At 34.9% G+C, this 22,302-nt stretch carries 20 protein-coding genes; 17 read left to right on the top strand and 3 right to left on the bottom strand.

The features are described from left to right. Window positions 1-325 precede the first annotated feature (325 nt). Window positions 326-1,162: a VOC family protein gene (locus ACWV26_RS16050; protein ID WP_455895711.1), complete on the top strand. Its 837-nt coding sequence runs from the start codon at window positions 326-328 to the stop codon at window positions 1,160-1,162. A 14-nt stretch (window positions 1,163-1,176) separates the two neighbouring features. After that, on the top strand, window positions 1,177-2,208 hold the full coding sequence (locus ACWV26_RS16045) for an LLM class flavin-dependent oxidoreductase (RefSeq protein ID WP_455895710.1): 1,032 nt from the start codon (window positions 1,177-1,179) through the stop codon (window positions 2,206-2,208). Window positions 2,209-2,372: 164 nt separating this feature from the next. Here ACWV26_RS16045 and yhfH read toward each other — a convergent pair whose 3' ends face one another. Further along, window positions 2,373-2,498: a protein YhfH gene (gene yhfH, locus ACWV26_RS16040; protein WP_119414582.1), complete on the bottom strand. Its 126-nt coding sequence runs from the start codon at window positions 2,496-2,498 to the stop codon at window positions 2,373-2,375. A 141-nt stretch (window positions 2,499-2,639) separates the two neighbouring features. Between yhfH and ACWV26_RS16035 the strand changes: the two genes are divergently transcribed. The 6 genes from ACWV26_RS16035 to ACWV26_RS16010 all read left to right on the top strand — a co-directional run bounded on the left by ACWV26_RS16035 (window position 2,640) and on the right by ACWV26_RS16010 (window position 10,220). Continuing rightward, on the top strand, window positions 2,640-3,632 hold the full coding sequence (locus ACWV26_RS16035; protein ID WP_455895709.1) for a lipoate--protein ligase: 993 nt from the start codon (window positions 2,640-2,642) through the stop codon (window positions 3,630-3,632). Window positions 3,633-4,147: 515 nt separating this feature from the next. Then, complete coding sequence (locus ACWV26_RS16030) at window positions 4,148-4,852, top strand: winged helix-turn-helix domain-containing protein (protein WP_455895708.1); 705 nt, start codon at window positions 4,148-4,150, stop codon at window positions 4,850-4,852. 3 nt (window positions 4,853-4,855) lie between these two features. Beyond that, on the top strand, window positions 4,856-5,845 hold the full coding sequence (locus tag ACWV26_RS16025; RefSeq protein ID WP_455895707.1) for a sensor histidine kinase: 990 nt from the start codon (window positions 4,856-4,858) through the stop codon (window positions 5,843-5,845). Between the two features lie 20 nt (window positions 5,846-5,865). Then, on the top strand, window positions 5,866-6,639 hold the full coding sequence (locus ACWV26_RS16020; protein ID WP_455895706.1) for an ABC transporter ATP-binding protein: 774 nt from the start codon (window positions 5,866-5,868) through the stop codon (window positions 6,637-6,639). After that, window positions 6,611-8,548: an FtsX-like permease family protein gene (locus ACWV26_RS16015; protein WP_455895705.1), complete on the top strand. Its 1,938-nt coding sequence runs from the start codon at window positions 6,611-6,613 to the stop codon at window positions 8,546-8,548. Before ACWV26_RS16020 ends, ACWV26_RS16015 begins: the two co-directional genes overlap by 29 nt. 115 nt (window positions 8,549-8,663) lie before the next feature. Beyond that, complete coding sequence (locus ACWV26_RS16010; protein ID WP_455895704.1) at window positions 8,664-10,220, top strand: fatty acid--CoA ligase family protein; 1,557 nt, start codon at window positions 8,664-8,666, stop codon at window positions 10,218-10,220. Window positions 10,221-10,459: 239 nt separating this feature from the next. On the opposite strand, the gene ACWV26_RS16005 is transcribed toward ACWV26_RS16010, so the two are convergent. Next, window positions 10,460-11,815 (bottom strand): amino acid permease, encoded by a 1,356-nt coding sequence (locus ACWV26_RS16005; protein ID WP_455895703.1) that lies wholly within the window; start codon window positions 11,813-11,815, stop codon window positions 10,460-10,462. Between the two features lie 193 nt (window positions 11,816-12,008). Here ACWV26_RS16005 and ACWV26_RS16000 point away from each other — a divergent pair, with 193 nt between their 5' ends. The 3 genes from ACWV26_RS16000 to ACWV26_RS15990 all read left to right on the top strand — a co-directional run bounded on the left by ACWV26_RS16000 (window position 12,009) and on the right by ACWV26_RS15990 (window position 15,728). Continuing rightward, the gene (locus ACWV26_RS16000) at window positions 12,009-13,982 is read left to right on the top strand and encodes a prolyl oligopeptidase family serine peptidase (RefSeq protein WP_455895702.1); all 1,974 of its coding nucleotides are present in this window, start codon (window positions 12,009-12,011) and stop codon (window positions 13,980-13,982) included. Between the two features lie 156 nt (window positions 13,983-14,138). After that, entirely contained in the window at window positions 14,139-14,783 is a 645-nt protein-coding gene (locus ACWV26_RS15995) for a DedA family protein (protein ID WP_455895701.1), read from the top strand. Between the two features lie 480 nt (window positions 14,784-15,263). After that, on the top strand, window positions 15,264-15,728 hold the full coding sequence (locus ACWV26_RS15990; RefSeq protein WP_455895700.1) for an S-ribosylhomocysteine lyase: 465 nt from the start codon (window positions 15,264-15,266) through the stop codon (window positions 15,726-15,728). A 67-nt stretch (window positions 15,729-15,795) separates the two neighbouring features. Here the strand turns inward: ACWV26_RS15990 and ACWV26_RS15985 are convergent, their stop codons facing one another. Further along, on the bottom strand, window positions 15,796-16,533 hold the full coding sequence (locus tag ACWV26_RS15985; RefSeq protein ID WP_455898275.1) for an enoyl-CoA hydratase-related protein: 738 nt from the start codon (window positions 16,531-16,533) through the stop codon (window positions 15,796-15,798). A gap of 288 nt (window positions 16,534-16,821) precedes the next feature. Between ACWV26_RS15985 and ACWV26_RS15980 the strand changes: the two genes are divergently transcribed. The 6 genes from ACWV26_RS15980 (at window position 16,822) to ACWV26_RS15955 (ending at window position 22,219) form a co-directional block, all read left to right on the top strand. Next, entirely contained in the window at window positions 16,822-18,054 is a 1,233-nt protein-coding gene (locus ACWV26_RS15980) for an EAL and HDOD domain-containing protein (RefSeq protein WP_455895699.1), read from the top strand. A 257-nt stretch (window positions 18,055-18,311) separates the two neighbouring features. Beyond that, window positions 18,312-18,695: a cytochrome c551 gene (cccB, locus tag ACWV26_RS15975; RefSeq protein ID WP_455895698.1), complete on the top strand. Its 384-nt coding sequence runs from the start codon at window positions 18,312-18,314 to the stop codon at window positions 18,693-18,695. 360 nt (window positions 18,696-19,055) lie between these two features. Further along, window positions 19,056-19,988 carry an HPr(Ser) kinase/phosphatase gene (gene hprK / locus ACWV26_RS15970; protein ID WP_455898274.1) on the top strand — a complete coding sequence of 311 codons (933 nt, stop codon included), beginning with the start codon at window positions 19,056-19,058 and terminating at the stop codon, window positions 19,986-19,988. A gap of 41 nt (window positions 19,989-20,029) precedes the next feature. Then, window positions 20,030-20,839: a prolipoprotein diacylglyceryl transferase gene (gene lgt / locus ACWV26_RS15965; RefSeq protein ID WP_455895697.1), complete on the top strand. Its 810-nt coding sequence runs from the start codon at window positions 20,030-20,032 to the stop codon at window positions 20,837-20,839. A 203-nt stretch (window positions 20,840-21,042) separates the two neighbouring features. Next, complete coding sequence (ppaX, locus tag ACWV26_RS15960) at window positions 21,043-21,702, top strand: pyrophosphatase PpaX (protein ID WP_455895696.1); 660 nt, start codon at window positions 21,043-21,045, stop codon at window positions 21,700-21,702. Then, on the top strand, window positions 21,695-22,219 hold the full coding sequence (locus ACWV26_RS15955) for an acyltransferase (protein ID WP_455895695.1): 525 nt from the start codon (window positions 21,695-21,697) through the stop codon (window positions 22,217-22,219). The genes ppaX and ACWV26_RS15955 overlap by 8 nt, the downstream gene beginning before the upstream one ends. Window positions 22,220-22,302: the final 83 nt, after the last annotated feature.

Below are 22,302 nucleotides of genomic sequence, written 5' to 3'. Positions count from 1 at the left end.
TCATACTAACATTCACTGAAGATTTTTGGTCAAGATTAATCCTCTAAAATAATTGAAGTAAAGCGAACATTGACTCACCGCTCGCTTAGCTCGGAAAGCGTAGCCGGCCCACTTCAAACTAAACCTAATTAGTATTAAACTAAATTTTAATACTTCTAACAAGAAGGACACTAAAACTAGTGCTACTTCAACCAAAAACTGTTTTAGATTCCTCTAAAAAGAAATCTCAATCAAATTAGTTACTTGACATAATCTAATAACTAAAATATAGTAAGTTACGAAAAGTAAGTTAAAAGAAAAAGTTAAATAGAAAAGAGGACCTACTATGAAATATCACGAAAAACCAAATATGTATGTAAAACATGTTGAAATAAAAGTATCAGACTTAGAACGTTCAATTAAATACTACACAGAAGTAATTGGCTTTCAAGTTTTAAGCCAAACAACAGACCGAGCAATTTTCACTACAGATGGCAAAACAAGCATTTTATCCATCATACAACCTGAAGGTGCATATCAATCACCACAAAAAACGACTGGTCTTTATCACTTTGCAATTCTATTGCCAAGCCGAAAAGATTTAGCGAATATCGTCCACTATTTACAACAAAATGGTGTCTATTTCGGTGCTTCAGATCATGATGTGAGTGAAGCAATTTATTTACGCGATCCAGACCACAACGGTATTGAAATATATCGAGATCGTGCTCCAGAAGAATGGAAATGGTCAAATAATCAAGTGTTTATGAAAACAGAACCATTAAATTTTGACGATTTGAAGAATAGTCGTGAAGGAGAATGGTCTGGCCTTCCAACAAACACAGTAATGGGTCATATTCATTTACACGTAGCAAATCTGAAAGAAGCAGAAGATTTTTATACAACACTAGGATATCGAGTAGTTTTAAGGTACGGAAACCAAGCTTTATTTATTTCTACAGGAGATTACCACCATCATATTGGACTTAACACCTGGAATGGTGTAGGCGCTCCAAAACCTTCAGAAAAACAAGTTGGTCTACAAAGCTACACGGTGCAACTAAATGAAGGTGATGAAGAAGTTATCAAAAGACTCACTTCTCTTGGTGCAAAAGTTGAAGAAACAACGGATGGCTTTATCACAGTCGATCCATCTGGCAATCATATTGTCGTGGAAAAATAAGGAGAGAAAAGTCAATGGAATTTGGCGTATATACATTAGCAGATATAGGACCTAACCCATACACTGGTGAAACAATTTCAGCTAAAGAAAGAATTCAGGATGTTTTAAAAGCAGCAAGACTCGCTGATGAACTAGGACTTCAAATTTTTGGAGTAGGCGAACATCATCGCTTAGATTATGCTGTTTCATCTGTACCCGTTATACTTAGTGCAATTGCACAACAAACGAAGAATATTAAACTAACCAGCACAACTACTGTTTTAAGTACAGTTGACCCTGTTCGATTATATGAGGATTTCGCAACTTTAGATTTATTGTCAGATGGTCGAGCAGAAATCATAGCTGGCCGTGGAGCATTTATCGAATCTTTCCCACTATTTGGGTACAATTTAGAGCAATACAATGAACTATTCGAAGAACATTTAGATCTTTGGCAAAAATTAAACAACAAAGAAATCCTAACTTGGAATGGACAATTACGTGCACCTTTAAGAGATGCACAAATTTCTCCTCGTGCAACAAAAGAAATTCCTACATGGATTGGGGTCGGTGGTACACCAGAAAGTGCAATGCGCGCTGGACGATTTGGAACAGGTCTTGCCCTTGCCGTTCTTGGTGGAGACTCAAAATACTTCGTTCCACTTGTAGATGCATATAAGCGTGAATTTATAGCCGCAGGGCATCCACAAGATCAATTTAAAGTAGCCGTAACTGCTCATGGTTACATTCATGAGGATGGCATGAAAGCGAGAGACGAATATTATGCTTATTACAAAAACTATTGGGGTTATGTGAATAAGCAACGCGGAATGGCATTTCGCCTAGACCGCGAAGGATTTGAAAAAATGACTGGACCTCGTTCAGCATTATTTGTTGGAAGTCCTGATGAGGTTGTAGAGAAAATCTTGAGACAACATGAATTATTAGGCCATACGAGATTTTTGGCACAGTTAGATATCGGAGGTCAACCATTCGAAACTGTTGCACGCTCTATGGAGTTATTAGCAACCAAAGTTATGCCGAAAGTCAATCAATATATCAAATAAAAAAATAAAAAAGCGTAAAGAGTGGTTCAAGCTCTTTACGCTTTTTTGTTGTAAGCAGTTTACTTATAAGTTCATCATCTGCGGTTCAGACAGAGATGTGGGGTGAGTTATAAAAGCAATGGGAAATTTAACTTGTAATATAAAAATACTTTAAGATTAATAGATTAAAGATTATTGCAATGCTCACAAGTGTTTGTATAGCACTCGCTTTGTTCTTCAATTTTTTCGCCACATTCTGCACAGTGTTTATCCGGTAAGTTTTTGAAAAATTCAACAACATTTTCTAACATTGAAAATCTCCTCCTTAGTATCTTCTGTTATATTACTGTTTCTATATTATGCATTGTATTATAACACGATGACATATGTCAATACAAAAATTCGATTTTAAGTTAAAATAGTTTGAGACATAATTTAAGGAGTGACATTAAATGCTTTTCATAGATAACAAGGGGATCAATGACCCTCGCATAAATTTAGCTATTGAGGAATATGCATTAAAAACTTTAGATGTAGAAAAAGAATCTTTTTTACTGTTCTACATCAATCAACCTTCCATCATTATTGGAAGAAACCAAAATACAATTGAAGAAATTAACACAGACTATGTTGAGGAAAATGGCGTTATTGTAGTTCGTCGTCTTTCTGGTGGCGGTGCAGTTTATCATGATCTAGGTAACTTAAACTACAGCTTCATCACAAAGGATGACGGTGAGTCTTTCCAAAACTTTAAAAAGTTCACACAGCCTGTTGTAGATGCCATGAAGAAACTTGGCATTAACTCAGAACTTTCAGGTCGTAATGATATCCTTGCAGAAGGACGAAAAATTTCAGGGAATGCAATGTTCTCAACAAAAGGCCGCTTATTTAGCCATGGTACATTAATGTTTAATTCGAATATTGATGCTGTTGTAGCAGCATTAAAAGTGAAAAAAGAAAAAATTGAATCAAAAGGTATTAAATCTGTTCGCTCACGCGTTGCAAACATTGCAGATTTTATGGAAAATCCAATCACTGTTGAAGAATTCAGAATGGAAATATTAAAATCCATTTTCGGTGGAGAAGAGAATATAAAATACTATGAACTAACAGATGAAGACTGGGATAACATATACAAACTATCCGAAGAACGATATCAACAATGGGATTGGAACTATGGCCAATCACCAAAATTCAACATTCAACGCACAAAAAAATTCCCATCAGGATTTATAGATATACGCCTTGAAGTAAACAAAGGACTTATGGAAGAAGTACACATCTTCGGCGACTTCTTCGGCGTAGGCGAAATGGAAGACATAGAAAACGCACTAAAAGGTAAAAAATACGAACCACACACAATAGCAGAAGCCCTAAACGAAATTGATATCCCAACATACTTCGGCGGCGTATCAAAAGAAGACTTCATAAAACTAATGTATTAATACAGCGAACTGTTATATGACAATGTGGAATTAGTTAAATCAAAGTAAATTATTCGTTACTCTTTAGTTGTAGGAGTACGAAAATAATGAAATGAAAACCTTAGATTATCTAAAATGACTTAGTTGGACATTAGAGTTTTGAACTTTGTTGATACGGAATTGATTTAGACTCCCTTTGGAAAAGCTAGGAAGTCACCGATAAAGAGTTTGAATGAATATTTACAAAAATTTTGATTGGCTCTTTTGGGTGTAGATTAGTACTGGAAATAATAATGAAGTGGAATTAGCGCAGACTCCCGCGGAAAAGGCGAGACAGGTGAGACCCCGCACGTAGCGAAGCGTAGGAGGAGACTCACCGCTCGTCCGCAGGAAAGCGAAGCTAATTCCACTTCTATCTAAAATTTATTAGTAATAAATTAGTTATCAGTTTCCAAAGAGAAAGAAGAGACTCACACTGGCTTCAAAAGTAGATGTAGTTCAACTTTAAATAATTAGTAAGGTGAAGGAGTGAAAAAATGACCACACATCGAATATTAATCGTAGAAGATGATTTGAAAATCGCATCGTTATTAGCCGATACATTAATAAAATATCACTATGATGTCCAAAAAGTTGAATCCTTTGATAATATCCTAGATGACTTTAAAGCATTCAATCCTCATCTTGTTTTGCTCGATATAAACTTGCCTTCATTTGATGGCTATTATTGGTGCCGCCAACTTCGACAACTAACAACCATCCCAATAATATACATCTCAGCAAGGTCTGGAGAAATGGACCAAGTATTCGCATTAGAAAATGGCGGAGATGATTTCATCACAAAACCATTCAACTATGAAATCGTCTTGGCCAAAATCAAAAGCCACTTACGCAGATCCTATGGAGAATATGCAACAAAGCAAGAAGAACGTACTGTAAAACTCGGATTGCTAGAGCTTTTTTTAGAACGAATGGAGTTACATATTAAGGATGAAGTAATACCACTCCAAAAAAAGGAATGCGTCATCTTGGAATTACTTATGGGACAAGCACCAAAGGTAGTATCAAGAGAAAAATTATTAGAGGAATTATGGGATGACCAAGCTTTTGTCGATGAAAACACATTAAATGTGAATATGACACGTGTGCGCAAAAAACTTGCAGATTATCATGTACAATCCGCTATAGAAACAGTACGTGGTGCGGGATATCGTTTTGTCTTATGTGAAGAGGAGCAATAGGCTGTGGATTCAATTAAGCTATTTATTAAAGAACATATAAGTTATCTTTTCTTCGATATCGTACTGGTGCTATTTATCCTTTTATTGTATGGGTTAGACGGTTTCCGTAATATTAATACAGCACTTTACTCTATCATTATCTCACTCATTCTAACTGCTACATTCTTGTGTACGCGTTATATTATGCGAAGGTCATTCTATAAAAAAATCCTGTTACTTCCACATTCAATGGAAGATGCTTTACAAAAAAATGCAAAAACAATCGAACATTTAGAAACAGAAAAGTACATCCATGAACTTTATAAGATTTACCAATTGGAGGCTCAGGAATTGTACAATAAGCAAAATCGCCATCTCCAATTTATGAATCAATGGGTTCATCAAATGAAAACACCTATTAGTGTTTTAGAATTACTCTTACAAGAAGAGGGTCCATTAGACAAGGTAAGTGTGAAAGAGGAAGTAGAGCGTTTAAAGCATGGTCTTGAAACCGTTTTGATGAATGCGCGTCTAGATACTTTTGAAGAGGATATGAAAATTGAACAGGTTGCATTGCGTCCTTTAGTAAGCTCAATCGTTAATGAAAATAAACGATTATTTATCGTCAATCATGTGTTCCCTAACATTGATATCGCAGAGGATTGTATCGTTCCGACCGATCCAAAATGGATTAAGTTCATCATCGGACAATTTATCACGAATGCTGTGAAATATACTTTTGAAGATAACAAGAAAGTGTATTTATCTGCGGCAAAAAAGGGTACACAAATTGTATTAACGATTAGGGATGAAGGAATTGGAATCCCACCAACAGATATAAAACGAGTGACAAAAGCTTTCTTTACTGGGGAAAATGGACGTAAAACGGGTGAATCGACAGGAATGGGCTTATTTTTAGCAAAGGAAGTATGCGATAAGCTTGGCCACCAATTGGAAATAGACTCAAGTGTAGGTAAAGGTACAACGATTAAAGTGTACTTTAAAGCATCTTAATTGAATTGAGGTAATCATATATGTCGATTTTGAAAATTCAAGACGTAACAAAAGTATATGAAGGAAAAGTTACACATCGTGCAATCAATCAACTAAATTTCGAAGTCGAAAAAGGAGAATTTTTAGCAGTGATGGGACCTTCAGGTAGTGGTAAAACAACCCTTCTGAATATGATTTCCACCATTGATACACCTACCTCAGGTGAGATTATCGTAAATGATATAAAACCTCATAACTTAAAGAAAAACGACTTAGCATATTTTAGAAGACGGCAACTGGGATTTGTCTTCCAAGATTTCAACCTATTGCAAATGCTAACCGTGGAAGAAAATATAGTCTTACCACTAACACTCGATAATCAAGATTTAAAAACTATGGAAACGAGATTAAAGGATGTCACAGAACAACTTGGAATCGAAAAAATTCTCAATAAGCGTCCAAATGAAATCTCTGGAGGACAAGCTCAAAAAACAGCAATTGGACGAGCTATCATTCATAAGCCTTTATTACTTTTAGCAGATGAGCCAACAGGGAATTTAGATTCGAAATCATCAAGAGATGTACTCGAGCTGCTTGGTCGCATAAACAAGCGAGATAATACAACGATCATCATGGTTACACATGATCCAATTGCTGCAAGTTACTGTGACCGAGTGCTGTTTATAAAAGACGGAGAATACTTTAATGAAATTTATAAAGATAATCATCGTCAAACCTTTTTCCAAGCTATTTTAAATGTGTTGAGTTTACTAGGAGGTCATGTCGGTGACTTTTCGACAGTTCGCCTTCCGTAATGTTATTAGAAATCAACGAATCTATGCAGCATTCTTCTTAGCAAGTGTGGCATCTGTTATGGTGTTTTTCATCTACTCCATGCTGATGTTTCATCCTAAAGTGGAAGATGAATTTTTGCGAGAAATTGCCTTTCAAGGAATGTTTATTGCAGAAGTAATTTTAGTCCTCTTCACTTTATTTTTCTTATTTTATTCGATGCGTGCTTTTTTGGAGGCTCGCACGAAGGAATTTGGTATTTTACTACACCTAGGGATAGAAAAGAGACAACTGAATAAGTTGATCTTGATTGAAACGATGATCATCGGGCTAGCTTCTATTGTTGTGGGCATTGTTTTTGGATTTGCTTTTGCAAAATTTTTCTTTATGATTGTGCGTGGGATTTTGCAAATCGATAGCCTTCCATTGTACTTTTCATGGAAACCATTTGCATTAACAATTGGAACATTTACTAGTCTATTTGTCATTATTTCATGGATCAGTGTGATGTTTATCAAAGATGTGAATTTAGTTCGATTGCTGCGTGGATATTGGCGTAATGAGCAATTTGCAAAGTATTCAATCTGGAAAGGGATTTTAGGTCTGCTATGTCTCGTTATTGCCTATGTCATGGCTGCTAACATTCAAAAGGAAAATGTTGTACTATTTACAGCGTTAACTCCTCCTCTTGCGATGATCGGCACCTATCTTTTTTTCACCGATTCCATTCCTTTTTTCTTATCTCGTATACGTAAGTACAAAAAATGGAATTGGCATAAATATCGAATTGTTTCGATAGCTGGAATATCAACAAGTATGAGAGAAAATGCAAGAATGTTTTTTATAACTTGTATGGTATCCACTTTAGCCTTTTTAGCAATAGGTACATTAAGCTCTATGTCAACATTTACGCATCAATATCATCAACTAAATCCATTAGGTTTAGTGTATTCAAGTAAATTAGATAATCCGTATGAAAAAGAGCATATTACAGGTTTGATTAATGAATTAGAAGAGAAGGGGCTTAGTTATCATCTCAATAAATTTGATATTAAGCGTCAAACCTCATCAAATACACAGCAGACAGTGAAGATTATTACGCAATCAGATATTAACAGATTAGCGCTCGTTTTTGGCTATCCTGTTGTCAACTTAAAACCTGGTCAAGCAATGTTTTTAGCTTATTCAGAGGAATCTATTGATGAGCTTAAGAATAAAAAAGTAGAAACAGTTTTACAAGAAAATAGCGTGCCACTTTATATTAATAAAGTGTATCCAAAAGTTCTATTTTCTCCTACTGAACTTGGTACAAATGTTATTATCGTAAGTGATCAAGATTTTCGTTTACTAAAAGATCCAATGGTTGGTGCAGGTGCAAACCAGTCTACAAATCATATATTTGTTTTCTATGTACCGCAATGGACAGAGACAAAGGATATAGGTTCAAATTTAGACACTATTGTGACGGAAGCATATATGACAAATCATGAGAGCGATTTACCATTTTACTTTGAAAATCCTGGGCTAGATTATTCCTTTATACGCTCTACTTTTGCATTGTTATTATTTATCGGATTACTAGCAGCTACTGTATTCTTCCTTGCTTCAGGAAGCTTTATTTACTTTAAACTTTATACAGGTCTTGAAGAGGACAAAAAACAATATGATGCATTACTTAGGATGGGAATTACCGATAAAGAGTTAAGGAAGATTGTTAATAGACAGTTAGTACCTCAATTTTTCTTACCATGGGGTCTAGCAATGTTTCATTGTATATTTGCATTTTTGGCACTTCAAGTATTTTGGAAGGGAATCGCTGAGTTATCTATATTAAGAGAAATCTTCTTTGTACTAGCGGGGATAACCTGTATACAACTAGCTTACTTCTATTTAATACGCTGGCGTTATTTATCACATATTCGAGCAAATTAAAAACAACAGGTAGCAAATATGGCTATCTGTTGTTTTCTTTTAGTTGTTTCTATATAATAGATTTGGATGGGAAATGAATCACTATTCATTTTATTTTGCAAAGGGGCGAAAGAATATGAATTTAGTATCAGAGGTTTATAAGACGTCTACAGAAAAGGCAGAAAAAGTAGCGTATCATTTTGGGGGAAAGGATACGACCTACAAAGAGTTTGAAGAGGCGGTCTCAAAGTTTGCAACAGCTTTAAAAGAATTAGGGGTTGAAAAGGGTGACCATGTAGCTCTTCTTTTGAGCAATACACCTCATTTTGTTATATCTTTATATGCAACAATGAGAATTGGTGCAACAGCTATTCCTGTGAATCCACTTTACGCACCAGATGAGATTACATATATTCTTCGAAATGGTGACGTCAAAACAGTGATTGCCTTAGATGCATTACTACCTTTGGTGGAAGCAGGTATACAATTATTTCCTGATGTACATTCGTATGTTGTTTGCGAAACACAAGAAGATGTTTATGAAAAAATGAAAGCGTTACCACAAAAGGTAAAAGAAAAAATTCATTCTTTTGCACAATTAATTGCACAATCCAACCCCAAAATCAAACCCGGTGAAATTGATGATGATGATGTCGCTGTCATATTGTACACATCTGGTACCACAGGCCATCCCAAAGGTGCTATGTTAACGCACAAAAATCTATATTCAAATGCAAGAGACGTATCAAATTATCTACAATTTACTGGGATGGATCGGGTTATTACAACATTACCAATGTTTCATGTATTTGCATTAACAGTTGTGGTAAATGCACCGTTATTAAAGTCAGCACAATTAATCATTCTGCCTAAGTTTAGCCCAAAAGAGATTTTCAAAATTGGAAGAGAACTGAAGCCTACTGTTTTTGCAGGAGTTCCGACGATGTTCAATTTCTTGTATCAATATCCTGACGGCAACCCAGATGATTTGAAATCATTACGCTTTGCTATTTCTGGCGGAGCAGCAATGCCTGTAGCGCTACTTCATCATTTTGAAGAGAAATTTAACCTACGTGTATCAGAAGGTTATGGATTATCAGAGGCTTCACCTGTTACATGTTTTAACCCATTAGATCGTGAGAGAAAAGCAGGATCCATTGGGACAAACATTATTAATGTAGAAAACAAAGTAGTGAACGAATTAGGTGAAGAAGTGCCAGTAGGCGAAGTTGGAGAACTTGTTGTAAGAGGTCCAAACGTGATGAAAGGCTATTATAATATGCCCGAAGAAACGGCTGTAGCATTTCGTGATGATTGGTTACGTACAGGGGATTTAGCTCGAATGGATGAGGAAGGCTATTTCTACATTGTAGATCGCAAAAAAGATATGATTATCGTCGGTGGCTATAATGTATATCCAAGAGAAGTCGAAGAGGTATTTTACTCTAATTCTGGTGTACTAGAAGTTGCAGTAGTAGGAATACCAGATCCAAATTTAGGTGAAGAGGTCCTTGCGTATGTTGTGTTAAAAGACAAATCTATTACGACAGCAGATTTACATGACTATTGTAAGAGTCGATTAGTTTCTTATAAATGCCCAAAAGAAATCGTTTTGCTAGAAGAACTACCGAAAAATGCCACAGGCAAAATTTTGCGCCGCAATTTGAAAGATAAGGCTCTTTCAAAAAGCTAAATAGTTTTTAAGTATAGGAGAGTGGGCAAGAAATCGATTTTTTCCCTTGCCCGTTTTTTCTTTAAGAGGAATTGGAGCATTTAGTTGGGAAAACGAGTTTGGTGACTTAAATAGTCGTTCAGCTTGAATACAATTCGATTTTACGTGGATAAAGAACAGCCAAACATGGATAAACACCATTCAGAACACTCTATAAAAAAATACCTATCAACCAGTTAAGGTAGATAGGTATTTTAAACTCATACAACTTTTTTATATTTAACAAAGTATAAAACAACTAACGCCACTATCCAGATTGGACCTACTACTAATGCGATACGTGTATCTGGGAATATACCCATTAGGAAAACCACTAAAAGAAGGAAAAGTATCGCGAAATACGAACCAAATGGATACCAAAATGCTTTATAGGATAATTTTGAGACTTGTGTTTTAGTTAAAGATTTACGGAACTTCATTTGGCTTAAAAGAATGATCACCCAAGTCCAAATTGCACCGAATGTTGAGATACTTGTTACCCAAACAAATACTTTTTCAGCAACAAAGTAATTTAAAACAACGCCTATTAGCAATGCAAATGCAGAAGCGATAATCGCAGCTGTTGGAACACCACCACGTCCTACCTTTTTAAATACAGCAGGTGCTTGGCCTTGCTCAGCGAGATTAAACAACATACGGCCTGTACTGAAAATACCACCATTACAGCTAGAGAGTGCTGCTGTTAAGACCACAAAATTGATAATACCAGCCGCATAACGTAAGCCAATTTGTTCAAAGGTTAAAACAAATGGACTGTTATTTGTATTAATTTCACTCCATGGATAGATAGACATGATAACAGTCAGTGCACCAATATAAAAAATTAATATTCTCCATAAAACAGTATCAATTGCATGTGGAATAACTTTTTTAGGATTCTTTGCTTCTCCGGCAGTTATTCCAATCATTTCAATTCCTAAGTAAGCAAACATGACAATGGGTAATGACATTAGAATACCTTTTACACCGTTTGGCATAAATCCACCATGATTCCATAAGTTACTAAAACCTATAGCAATACCACCATTGCCTATACCAAGGAGGATAATTCCTAATCCAATAACAATCATTGCAATTATTGCAAAAACTTTAATGAATGCAAACCAAAATTCAAATTCACCAAATGCTTGAACAGCGATTAAGTTAACGATTGTCATGAGGATAAGTGCGGCAAGTGCCCACATCCATTTAGGGGAACCAGGAAACCATAATTGCATATAGATTCCGACGGCTGTTATTTCACCCATACATGTAACAATCCACAAAAACCAATAGTTCCATCCAGTAATAAAACCCGCGAGTGGACCTAGATAATCCTTTGCATAACGACTAAAGGATCCGGCGACAGGGTACTCAACCGCCATTTCACCAAGTGCACGCATGATTATGAAAATTACGATACCACCAAGGGCATAAGCGATTAAAATAGCAGGCCCAGCTAACTGAATAGCGCCTGCAGAACCTAGAAATAAGCCGACTCCAATGGCAGCACCGAGCGACATTAGTGCGATATGTCGCGACTCCAAACTTCTTTGGAGCTGTGGATTTTTGTTCATTAATAAAATCTCCTTCGATGCTTTAAAATTATAACTTCCATATAGTATCACAAAATGAAGAGAATAAAAATGATATTCAGGTACTAGATAAAATAATATTCTGAATAGATTGTTAGGTAACATTTTACGATATATATATGCTTAAGTTATAGTGAAATTACACTACTAAAATCGTAAGAAGGGGAGTAATGGTATGAAAAGAATAATTGAAAAAGAAGACTTATATAAATTAAGTTCAGTTGTTTCACCAATTTTGTCTCCAGAGGGTTATGAAGCAATTGCAATTCGTACCATAATGGATCAAAAAAAGAATAAGTACTTATCGTATTTAATTCATATTGATTTAAAATCGAATGAAGTATCACAATGGACATTTGGTGAAGAAAGAATCTCTGCTTTAAGCTGGTCATTTGATGGACAATCGATTGCATTCTTATCTACAAGAGATAAACAAAAACAATTATTTATTCTTTCGAAAAAAGGAGGAGAAGCAAAACAAATCACAAATTTTGCAAATGGTGTGAATTCATATTTATGGGATCCAAATAACGAAGACATTTGGTTTACGGCTAACGTGCAAGAAGAAAAAGACTTTACTGATGAAAAAGAAGAAAACAATGATGAATTTCCAAATGCTTATATAGTAGAAGGCATGCAATATAAAATGAATGGCGTTGGACTAAAATCTCAGAAAAGTTATAGTCAGATTGGCAAAATAACGATTTCAAATAGTGAAGTATCACGGTTTATAGAAGATACGTATGATTATAACTTACAAGCTATATCGCATAATGGTCGTTCGCTTGTAGTAGGAGTAAACCGTAAAGAAGATAAGGACCAAGATTTCCATTCCCCAATTATTTTGATTGATATTGAAACCAAACAAGAAACAATGATTGCAAATGAAGAGGGCTATTTTGGAGGTGCAACATTTTCTTTAGATGATCGATATATCGCTTATGAAGGTACTGATTTTGCATACAAAAATGCAGGACATGCAAATTTATATATCTATGACATAGAAAATAATACTTACTGGAATTTAACTGAGTCTCTTGATTTACCAATTGGGGATTATTCTGTGGGTGATTTACAACAAGGTGCTTTCGCTCCAAGTCTTGTTTGGACTGAAGCAAATGATCTATATTTCCAATTATCAACTTATGGGGATGTAAGGTTATATTATGCAACATTAGACGGGGCTATTTATCCAGCGAGTCCAGAAGACGAACATGTCTATGGCTATGATGTATCTAGGAAGGGGGATACAGCAATACTTGCTATCAGTAATCCCGTTTTCCCTGGTGAATTATTTACATACGATATCACTCAAGGTAACAGACAACAAATTACGCATTTTAATGATGACTGGTTGGAAGAAGTTACGATGGTAAAACCGCAACCTATCGTATATGAAGGGAAAGATGATTGGACAATTCATGGATGGCTCATGAAACCAGTAAATTATATAGAAGGTAACAAATATCCATTAGTAGTTGAAATACATGGCGGGCCTCATACAATGTACGCCAATACATTCTTTCATGAATTACAAGTGTTAGCAGCGGAAGGGTATGGTGTCTTGTATGTAAATCCAAGAGGCAGTCATAGTTACAGTCAACAATTTGTTGATGCATGTCGCAATGATTATGGTGGCGGAGATTATGAAGATATCATGGATGGATTAGATTATGTAATTGAACAGAATGAATGGATTGATGAAACAAGACTTGGCGTGACAGGAGGTAGCTATGGTGGCTTTATGACGAACTGGATTGTTGGTCATACAAAACGCTTTAAAGCAGCAGTAACACAACGCTCCATCTCCAACTGGATTAGTTTCTTTGGTGTTTCCGATATTGGATACTACTTTACAAAATGGCAAATTGGTCAAGATATGAGAGACGTCGAAACATTGTGGAAACATTCACCACTCAAATATGCCGAGCATATCGAAACACCTTTACTGATTTTACATGGTGAAAAAGACGATCGTTGCCCTATTGAACAAGCTGAACAATTGTACATTACTTTAAAATCAATGGGAAAAGTAACCCGGTTTGTACGCTTTCCAAATGCTGAACACAATCTTTCACGTACGGGTATCCCTAATTTGAGACAACAACGCTTAGAGCAAATTGTTGAATGGTTTAAAAAGTATCTTTGATAATACCAGTGTAAATTTAATGTAAATTTAAGAATTAAATAGCAACAATACTGCTTCTCATTCGGTTAATATTAATGTAATGATTCTTATACAAGACAGTTTTTAGATAAAACAGTATGATGAATTAGAGAAAATTAGGAATGTGAGTGGAGTATTGTGGATTTTATAAGATGGTTAATCGATTTTATCATGCATATTGATGTGCATTTAAGAGACATTGTGACCCAATACCATGCATGGGTTTATGGAATCGTATTTTTAATCGTATTCTTCGAAACAGGTTTGGTCATTATGCCATTCTTACCAGGGGATTCCTTATTGTTTGCAAGCGGTGCGTTAGCAGCAATGGGAGGATTAAATTTATGGATTTGCCTCATCGTCTTCTTTTTAGCAGCAGTTTTAGGTGATACATTAAATTATCAAATCGGACATAAAATTGGTAAGTCAATCCCTGAAGAAAGTTTCTTAGGACGAATGATCAATAAAGATCGTATGCAAAAGGCGCAAGATTTCTTTGATCGCCATGGTGGCAAAACAATTATCTTCGCACGTTTTATGCCTATCATTCGGACATTTATCCCATTCATTGCAGGGGCAAGTAAAATGCGTTACACACATTTTATTTCTTATAATATTATTGGCGGTTTATTGTGGGTAATAGTCGGTGTCTTTTGTGGCTTCTTCTTCGGAAATATTCCAATTATAAGAGATCACTTCTCAACAGTAATCTTAGCAATTGTTGTAGTATCGCTAATACCAGCTGTAATTGGGTTGCTAAAGGCAAGAACAAAGAAAGCATAAAGATAGGGAATATCTAAGCTTTCATAATGAAATATCATATTACCGGTTAAATCTGCTTTTCTTCTATTGGAAAGCAGACTTTTTTATTTAGAGAATTTAAAACTCTAAACATTGTGAAGTGAAATTATGTTGAAAATAACATGATAAATTAAGAAGTTATATTTAAATTTTTAATGAAGATGTATTCAACATATGGCGAATATTAGTACCCCAAATGTTATTGAAGTGGAATCAGCGTAGACTCCCACGGGAAAAGCGAGACAGGTGAGGCCCCGCAACATCGTTGTGAGACTCACCGCTCGCCCTACGAACCGCGAGCTGGTTCCACTTCAAACTAAACACAATTAGAATACAATCTTTTTTTTAGTGTTCTCAAGCGTTGCGAATGCAATAATGCTTAATAATTATTTATTTAGATTCTAAAATTTCGGAAAAATGATAAAATAGAAGTATCTATTTGATAAAAAGGAGATTTGCCTAATGGAAAAATTAAATGTAGAAAGTTTTAATCTTGACCATACAAAAGTTAAAGCACCGTTTGTTCGCCTTGCAGGTATTAAAAAAGGGATGAATGGCGATGAAGTTTATAAATACGATATCCGTTTCAAACAACCAAATAAGGAACATATGGAAATGCCTTCACTACATTCAATTGAACATTTAATGGCAGAAAATATTAGAAATCATACAGACCATGTGGTGGATTTAAGTCCAATGGGTTGCCAAACAGGTTTCTATTTATCACTTATTAATCATACAGATTACGATGAAGTATTAGATATTCTTGAAAAGACATTCAATGATGTGTTGAATGCAACTGAAGTACCTGCTTGTAATGAAGTACAATGCGGTTGGGCAGCAAGCCACAGCTTAGAAGGTGCAAAAGAATTAGCAAAAGAAATGCTAGCAAAACGCGATGAATGGGGAACTATTTTCGCTGAATAATGGGAACAGTAAAAAGGGATTTAGCAAAGTATTCAAGTACTTTGCTAGATCCCTTTTTTTACATTCATTAATATCCTTTAAAACGAGGCTTCCTCTTATTAGCAAATGCCTCTAAAGCTTCTATTCGATCTACTGTTGGAATCGTTATTTCATATGCTTTTCGTTCAATTTGAAGCCCTGTTTGCAAATCTGTATTCATCCCATTTTTGATAGCAAATTTCGCTTGTTGAACAGCAATTGGTCCGTTTGATAGTATACGACTTGTTAATTGCTTAACTCCTTCTTCAATATTGGCTCGGGAATAGGTAGCAGTGATCAAGCCAAGTTGTAATGCATCCTGCGCAGTAATCCGCTTTGCAGTTAAAATTAATTCTAATGCCTTCGCTTCCCCAATAATTCGAGGGAGTCGTTGAGTACCACCAGCACCAGGAATAATAGCTAAGCTCGTCTCAGTAAGCCCCATCTGACTATTTTCTACTGCAATACGAAAATCACAACAGAGTGCTAACTCCATCCCTCCGCCAAAAGCATAACCATTGATCAAAGCAATAGTCGGTTGCGGTAATTTTTCGATAGCGGAAAATAATTCTCCTATTTTGTTAAGATTTCGTTTAACTAGTTGTTCAGATAAAATTTTTCTCTCTTTCAAATCCGCTCCAACACTAAAAGACTTCCCACCGCTTCCTGTGAAAATCACAACATGAATATTAGAATTAATACGAATAGACTCAACAACATCGCATAATTCTTCAAGCATCTCATAATTAAATGCATTCATAGCTTCAGGTCTATTAAGCGTAACCATAGCAATATGTTCATGCTCCTTAAAAAGTACATTCTCCACTTCCTGAGTCCCCCTTAAGTAGTTAGGCTATATACATTAATATTTCTAGTAGTTTTTTATGAATGAAAGAAGGGAAAAATACCATTATTAATTAGAATGAAATGGAGAAATTATATATATTTCGAGGGGGCTCGTTGAATGTAGCTTTTTAATTAAAAATAAGTAAAAAGTTACATTACTAAAATTATCCAAACTACTTTTTTGTAAATAATGTTATAATACTAGTAAAAAAAGCGTAGGAGGTTGGAAATGGAAGTATTTATTGGTAGGCAACCAATCTTTAATATCCAAGAAAAGGTATACTCTTATGAATTATTATATAGAAGTGGAAATCAAATAAATAAGTTTTCTGAAATTGATTCAGACTTAGCAACAGTTGATGTAATTATCAATTCATTATTTTCTATAGGATTTGAAGAATTGGCAGATGGTAAACCTTGTTTTATCAATTTTACTGAAAATCTAATAATGAGCGATATTCTTAACCATTTAAATCCTTCGCAAGTAGTCATTGAAATTCTTGAAGATATACCTATCACGAAAGATTTAGTACATCGTGTTAAGGAACTAAAGAAAAAAGGGTATCGAATCGCTTTAGACGATTTTATCATGCATAATGATGTCGATAGTTATAACGAATTATTTACATATACAGATATTATTAAAGTTGACTATTTAATATCAACAACTGCAGAGAGACGTAAAATAGAACAACGTGTAAAGCAGGAGTTTCCTCATATTGTACTACTTGCAGAAAAAGTCGAAACGAGGGAACAATATCAAGAAGCAAAGAACAAAGGATATAAATTATTCCAAGGCTATTTTTTTATGCAACCACAAATAATTCAAGGAAACGATATATCAACAAATTTATTGCAGTATTATCGGGTCATTGCAATGTTACGAACGAATGAACCGAATATTGATCAAATTGCTGAAGGAATAGAACATGATGTCGCATTATCTTATAAGCTGATGCAATTAGTAAATTCTTCATCAAAACGATCGAGATCTAAAATTCGATCGATTAAACAGGCCATATTACATTTAGGGCTAGAGGATTTAAAAAAGTGGATTCATATATTAACCTATCGAGAATCACAAAAATATAATGCAACTGGAACTTTTGACGAGTTAATGAAAAGTTCTTTATGTCGTGCGAAAATGTGTGAATTGTTAGCGAGAGAAAGAGGCGTGAGAAACACATCTGAGTATTTTCTTGTAGGTATGTTTTCATTGATTGATGCATTGTTGCGAAAACCAATCAATAACATTCTTATGCGATTACCATTATCAGATGAAGTGGTAGAAACGATTTCAGGTGGACAAACAGTAATGCAGCCATATTTACAATTAACAATAGCTTTAGAACGAATGGATTTTTCTATGATAGACAATATTGCATTAAAATTGAATGTTAGTTTAGATAAAATATTTGAAATTTCAAAAGCAGCAAATAAATGGTCAAACGCATATTACTAGAGAGATTAGTTTCAAAAAAATAAAATGTAATTAGTCACATAAATGACGTAGATAATCCATTAAAAAGGGAATAAGTAATTATAATATTCCCAAAAAAGAAGTGTTGCGCTTAAAATAATAAGAAAAATTAGTGAATTATACTGATTCGTTTGGCATGGAAAAGTCATAATTATCTTAATGTAGCAAGGTTTAAGAAGTGAATGATTTTGGTATACTTACAACGTAAGTTATTACAAATTTTTATAGGAGGGTATATCATGAAAAAAGCTCTACTTGCATGTGTTTTTGGTGCAGCATTAGTTTTAGGTGCTTGTGGTGGTGGAAATAAGTCTGCTAACGAAGAAACAACTACTAAAACTACTGAAACAACTAATAACACAGCGAATAATCCAACAACAACAGAAAAAACTACCGAGACAACAAAAGTTGATGCTAAAGCAGTGACACAACAAAAATGTATTTCTTGTCATGGTAACGATTTATCAGGTGCTGTTGGTCCGAATTTAACTCATATCGGTTCTACTTTATCAGAAGATCAAATCAAAGATGTTTTGAAAAATGGTAAAGGGAACATGCCTGCTGGATTAGTTTCTGGTGCAGAATTAGATGCAGTAGCTAAATGGCTATCTGAAAAAAAATAAAATTTTTTTAACTAGCTTTCATTGAGGGGAGAGCTAGTTTTTTTATTAGGTTGAGAAGTTAATCCTTGTTTTTACATACGAGAATCCCCTTTTTTAAAGGAAAATTGTTTTATTAGGCTGATTATTATTTTCTATCATACATAAGTAGGCGACAATTACAAAAAAGATAACGTGAATTATTGTAAAATAAAATACCTTAATAAGTTCTCGAATTCTTTTATGAAATATAAAAACTATAGAAAGATAATATGGGGAAATAAATCTTTTCACTTGAATACGACAAGTTGCGTGTTCCACTATTAACTTTATGTTAGAATGTTGGTATCTTATGGTTATTTGGAAGGTGGAGTGATGATGGCTTTGGATCAGGTTTGTACAAAAGATATTATGGAAGTATTGAATCTGAAGCTTATAAGTGGTGAAGAAGGAATCGGTCGACATATTTTAACGAGCGATATTTCACGTCCTGGGCTTGAAATGGCAGGTTATTTTACGCATTATCCTGCAAAAAGAGTACAACTTTTAGGTAAAACAGAACTATCGTTTTTTGAAATGTTGTCCCGAGATGTTCAATTTGATCGAATGAATAAGTTATGCTCCCAAGAAACACCAGCTGTAATTATTTCGCATGATATGGAGGTTCCTGAAGCATTGATTGTAGCTTCTGAAGAACATCATGTACCAGTTTTATCGACAAAATTAGCAACTACCCGATTTTCGAGTTTATTGACGAATTATTTAGAAAGTCGTCTCGCACCTACAACAGCTGTTCATGGTGTGTTGGTTGATATCTATGGGATTGGCGTCTTAATTACAGGTAAAAGCGGTGTAGGGAAAAGTGAAACTGCATTGGAGCTTGTCAAAAAAGGACATCGATTAGTAGCAGACGATTGCGTTGAAATTCGTCAAGAAGGTGAGACCACTCTTGTAGGTAGTGCTCCTCCACTGATCAATCATCTGCTAGAGATAAGAGGAATCGGTATTATCGATATTATGACATTATTTGGTGCAAGTGCAGTGCGAAAACATAAACGCATTTCACTTGTTATTGATTTAGAAACTTGGAGTGCCGATAAAACGTATGATCGTTTAGGCTTAGAAACAGAAACGATGAAAATTATTGACACAGAGTTACCTAAGCTAACAATTCCAGTGCGACCTGGTCGAAATCTATCTGTTATTATTGAAGTTGCAGCAATGAATCACCGTTTAAAAGGTCTAGGTGTGAATGCAGCAGAAGAATTTTCACGTAGATTAGACAGTGTAATTCAAGCAAATAACGATGAATTTTAATTGATAGTTTTTCGAATGGCGAAAGGAGTAACAGATAAAAGATGGATTCAATTTTATTGGCTATAAATCCAGTTGCATTTGAACTTGGACCAATATCAGTACGTTGGTATGGAATAATCATTGCATGTGGAATTGTTATTGCCTACTATGTAGGACAACGAGAAATGGTAAAACGAGGATTTGGTGAAGACATATTAACTGATTTCCTTATTTGGGCTGTACCAATTGCTATTATCTCTGCGCGCATTTATTATGTAACATTTGAATGGCCATACTATGCAGCGAACCCAAGTGAAATTATACAGATTTGGCATGGTGGGATTGCTATACATGGTGCTTTAATCGGTGCAGTAATTACTGCTATTATATTTTGTAAGAAGCGAGGAATTAGTTTCTGGAAGTTAGCAGATATACTAGCCCCTTCTATCATTATTGGTCAAATTGTAGGGCGTTGGGGAAACTTTATGAACCAAGAAGCTTATGGAGGCGTAGTAGATCGCTCCTTTTTAGAAGGACTTCATTTACCTAATTGGTTAATTGAGCAAATGAATGTGAATGGTTTCTATCATCATCCAACATTTTTATATGAATCTTCATGGAACATCATTGGATTAATTATCTTACTATTACTTCGCAAAGCAAACTTACGACGTGGAGAAATGTTCCTAACATACGTAATCTGGTATTCATTTGGTCGTTTCTTTATCGAAGGTATGCGAACTGATAGTTTACTAATTGGTAATTTACGAATGGCCCAAATCGTGTCATTAGTGGCCTTAATCGTAGGTGTCGTATTAATCATCTATCGTCGCCTAACCATCAAACCACCTGTTCATTACAAAGATCAATAGAAAAGCAAGATTTGAATAGATTTGATTAAAATCGGAGACATTATATAAGACAAATAAAATTAATATTTTTTAACAAACGCCGATATTGCTATGGCTTAAGACGTTTCCTAAGTGAGGTTGGGATAAAAGTCTTCATAGTAATACGGCGATTCCTTTAGTATTAGGGAAATACAACAATAGTTTAACTCTAGGAGTGATTCAACATGACAAACAAAAAAATTAAAGGGCTACTATTCGACTTTGATGGGACGTTATTAGACACAAACGAGCTAATTATTCAATCATTTTTACATGTACTAGATGTGGAATTTCCCGGGAAATTTACAAAAGAAGACATGATTCCCTTTATAGGCCCATCATTAAAAGAATCATTTTCTACAATTGATGCGAATAGAGCAGAAGAATGGATTCAACAATATCGCCTATGGAACACCGAACATCATGATGAACTTGCGAAAGAATTCGATGGTGTAAAATCAACATTACAAGCATTGCGTCAATTAGGAATTCGTTTAGCAATTGTTTCCACAAAAAGAATTGATTCTTTAACAAAAGGTCTTCGTCTTTTGGATATTGAAGATTTGTTTGAAGTAATTGTGAGTATGGACGATGTGAAGAAAGTAAAACCAGATCCAGAACCCATTCTTTTAGCATTAGAAAAAATGCACCTAGAGAAAGAAGAAGTACTGATGATTGGTGATAATTCACATGATATTATGGGTGGGAAAAATGCTGGTGTTAGAACTGCTGCTGTTGCATGGTCTTTGAAAGGAGAAGAGTTTTTAATGCAATTCAAACCAGATTATATGTTACACCAAATGGCAGATTTACTTTCAATCATTGAGGAAGCTGTCAATGCGTAGAACAGAAAAGTATCCAGTTTCAGGTTCAACTTCTCTTTGGCAAATCTATAAAACAGTTTCGTTTTGGAAAGTGGTTAAATGCTTTATCGTAATTGAAACGGCTCGATATATGCCGTTTCTTTCAGTGAAGAATTGGCTTTATCGTACATTCCTACACATGGAAGTGGGTGAAAAAACAGCATTTGCTCTAAAAGTAACTCCAGATACGATGTTTCCAGAACGTATTAAAGTGGGGAGTGATACAATTATTGGCTTTAATTCAACTATTCTTGCACACGAATACTTAGTGGATGAATATCGACTTGGAGATGTAGTAATCGGTGATCGTGTTATGATTGGGGCAAACTCAACTATATTACCTGGAGTTATCATTGGGGATGACGCCATTATTTCTGCTATGACCTTAGTCAACAAAGATGTGCCTCCAGGTGCCTTTGCTGGTGGAAATCCAATGAAAATAATTTATACAAAGGAAGAACTAGCATTAAAAAAATCAGTTAATTCTAAACAGTCTTAACTTATGGACTTATCTGCAAACCTACTTGACATTATTTCAAGCTTATTATAAAATACTTTCATACATCATCACTCTAACACTCT

This window comes from Rummeliibacillus sp. JY-2-4R, assembly GCF_053847205.1.
This window is presented reverse-complemented; position numbering and strand designations above follow the sequence as displayed.

Bases quoted from the DNA above. Each gene is read 5' to 3' on its own strand.
- ACWV26_RS16050 (WP_455895711.1), top strand. From the start codon at position 326: ATGAAATATCACGAAAAACCAAATATGTATGTAAAACATGTTGAAATA.
- ACWV26_RS16045 (WP_455895710.1), top strand. From the start codon at position 1,177: ATGGAATTTGGCGTATATACATTAGCAGATATAGGACCTAACCCATAC.
- yhfH (WP_119414582.1), bottom strand. From the start codon at position 2,498: ATGTTAGAAAATGTTGTTGAATTTTTCAAAAACTTACCGGATAAACAC.
- ACWV26_RS16035 (WP_455895709.1), top strand. From the start codon at position 2,640: ATGCTTTTCATAGATAACAAGGGGATCAATGACCCTCGCATAAATTTA.
- ACWV26_RS16030 (WP_455895708.1), top strand. From the start codon at position 4,148: ATGACCACACATCGAATATTAATCGTAGAAGATGATTTGAAAATCGCA.
- ACWV26_RS16020 (WP_455895706.1), top strand. From the start codon at position 5,866: ATGTCGATTTTGAAAATTCAAGACGTAACAAAAGTATATGAAGGAAAA.
- ACWV26_RS16010 (WP_455895704.1), top strand. From the start codon at position 8,664: ATGAATTTAGTATCAGAGGTTTATAAGACGTCTACAGAAAAGGCAGAA.
- ACWV26_RS16005 (WP_455895703.1), bottom strand. From the start codon at position 11,815: ATGAACAAAAATCCACAGCTCCAAAGAAGTTTGGAGTCGCGACATATC.
- ACWV26_RS16000 (WP_455895702.1), top strand. From the start codon at position 12,009: ATGAAAAGAATAATTGAAAAAGAAGACTTATATAAATTAAGTTCAGTT.
- ACWV26_RS15990 (WP_455895700.1), top strand. From the start codon at position 15,264: ATGGAAAAATTAAATGTAGAAAGTTTTAATCTTGACCATACAAAAGTT.
- ACWV26_RS15985 (WP_455898275.1), bottom strand. From the start codon at position 16,533: ATGGTTACGCTTAATAGACCTGAAGCTATGAATGCATTTAATTATGAG.
- ACWV26_RS15980 (WP_455895699.1), top strand. From the start codon at position 16,822: ATGGAAGTATTTATTGGTAGGCAACCAATCTTTAATATCCAAGAAAAG.
- cccB (WP_455895698.1), top strand. From the start codon at position 18,312: ATGAAAAAAGCTCTACTTGCATGTGTTTTTGGTGCAGCATTAGTTTTA.
- lgt (WP_455895697.1), top strand. From the start codon at position 20,030: ATGGATTCAATTTTATTGGCTATAAATCCAGTTGCATTTGAACTTGGA.
- ppaX (WP_455895696.1), top strand. From the start codon at position 21,043: ATGACAAACAAAAAAATTAAAGGGCTACTATTCGACTTTGATGGGACG.
- ACWV26_RS15955 (WP_455895695.1), top strand. From the start codon at position 21,695: ATGCGTAGAACAGAAAAGTATCCAGTTTCAGGTTCAACTTCTCTTTGG.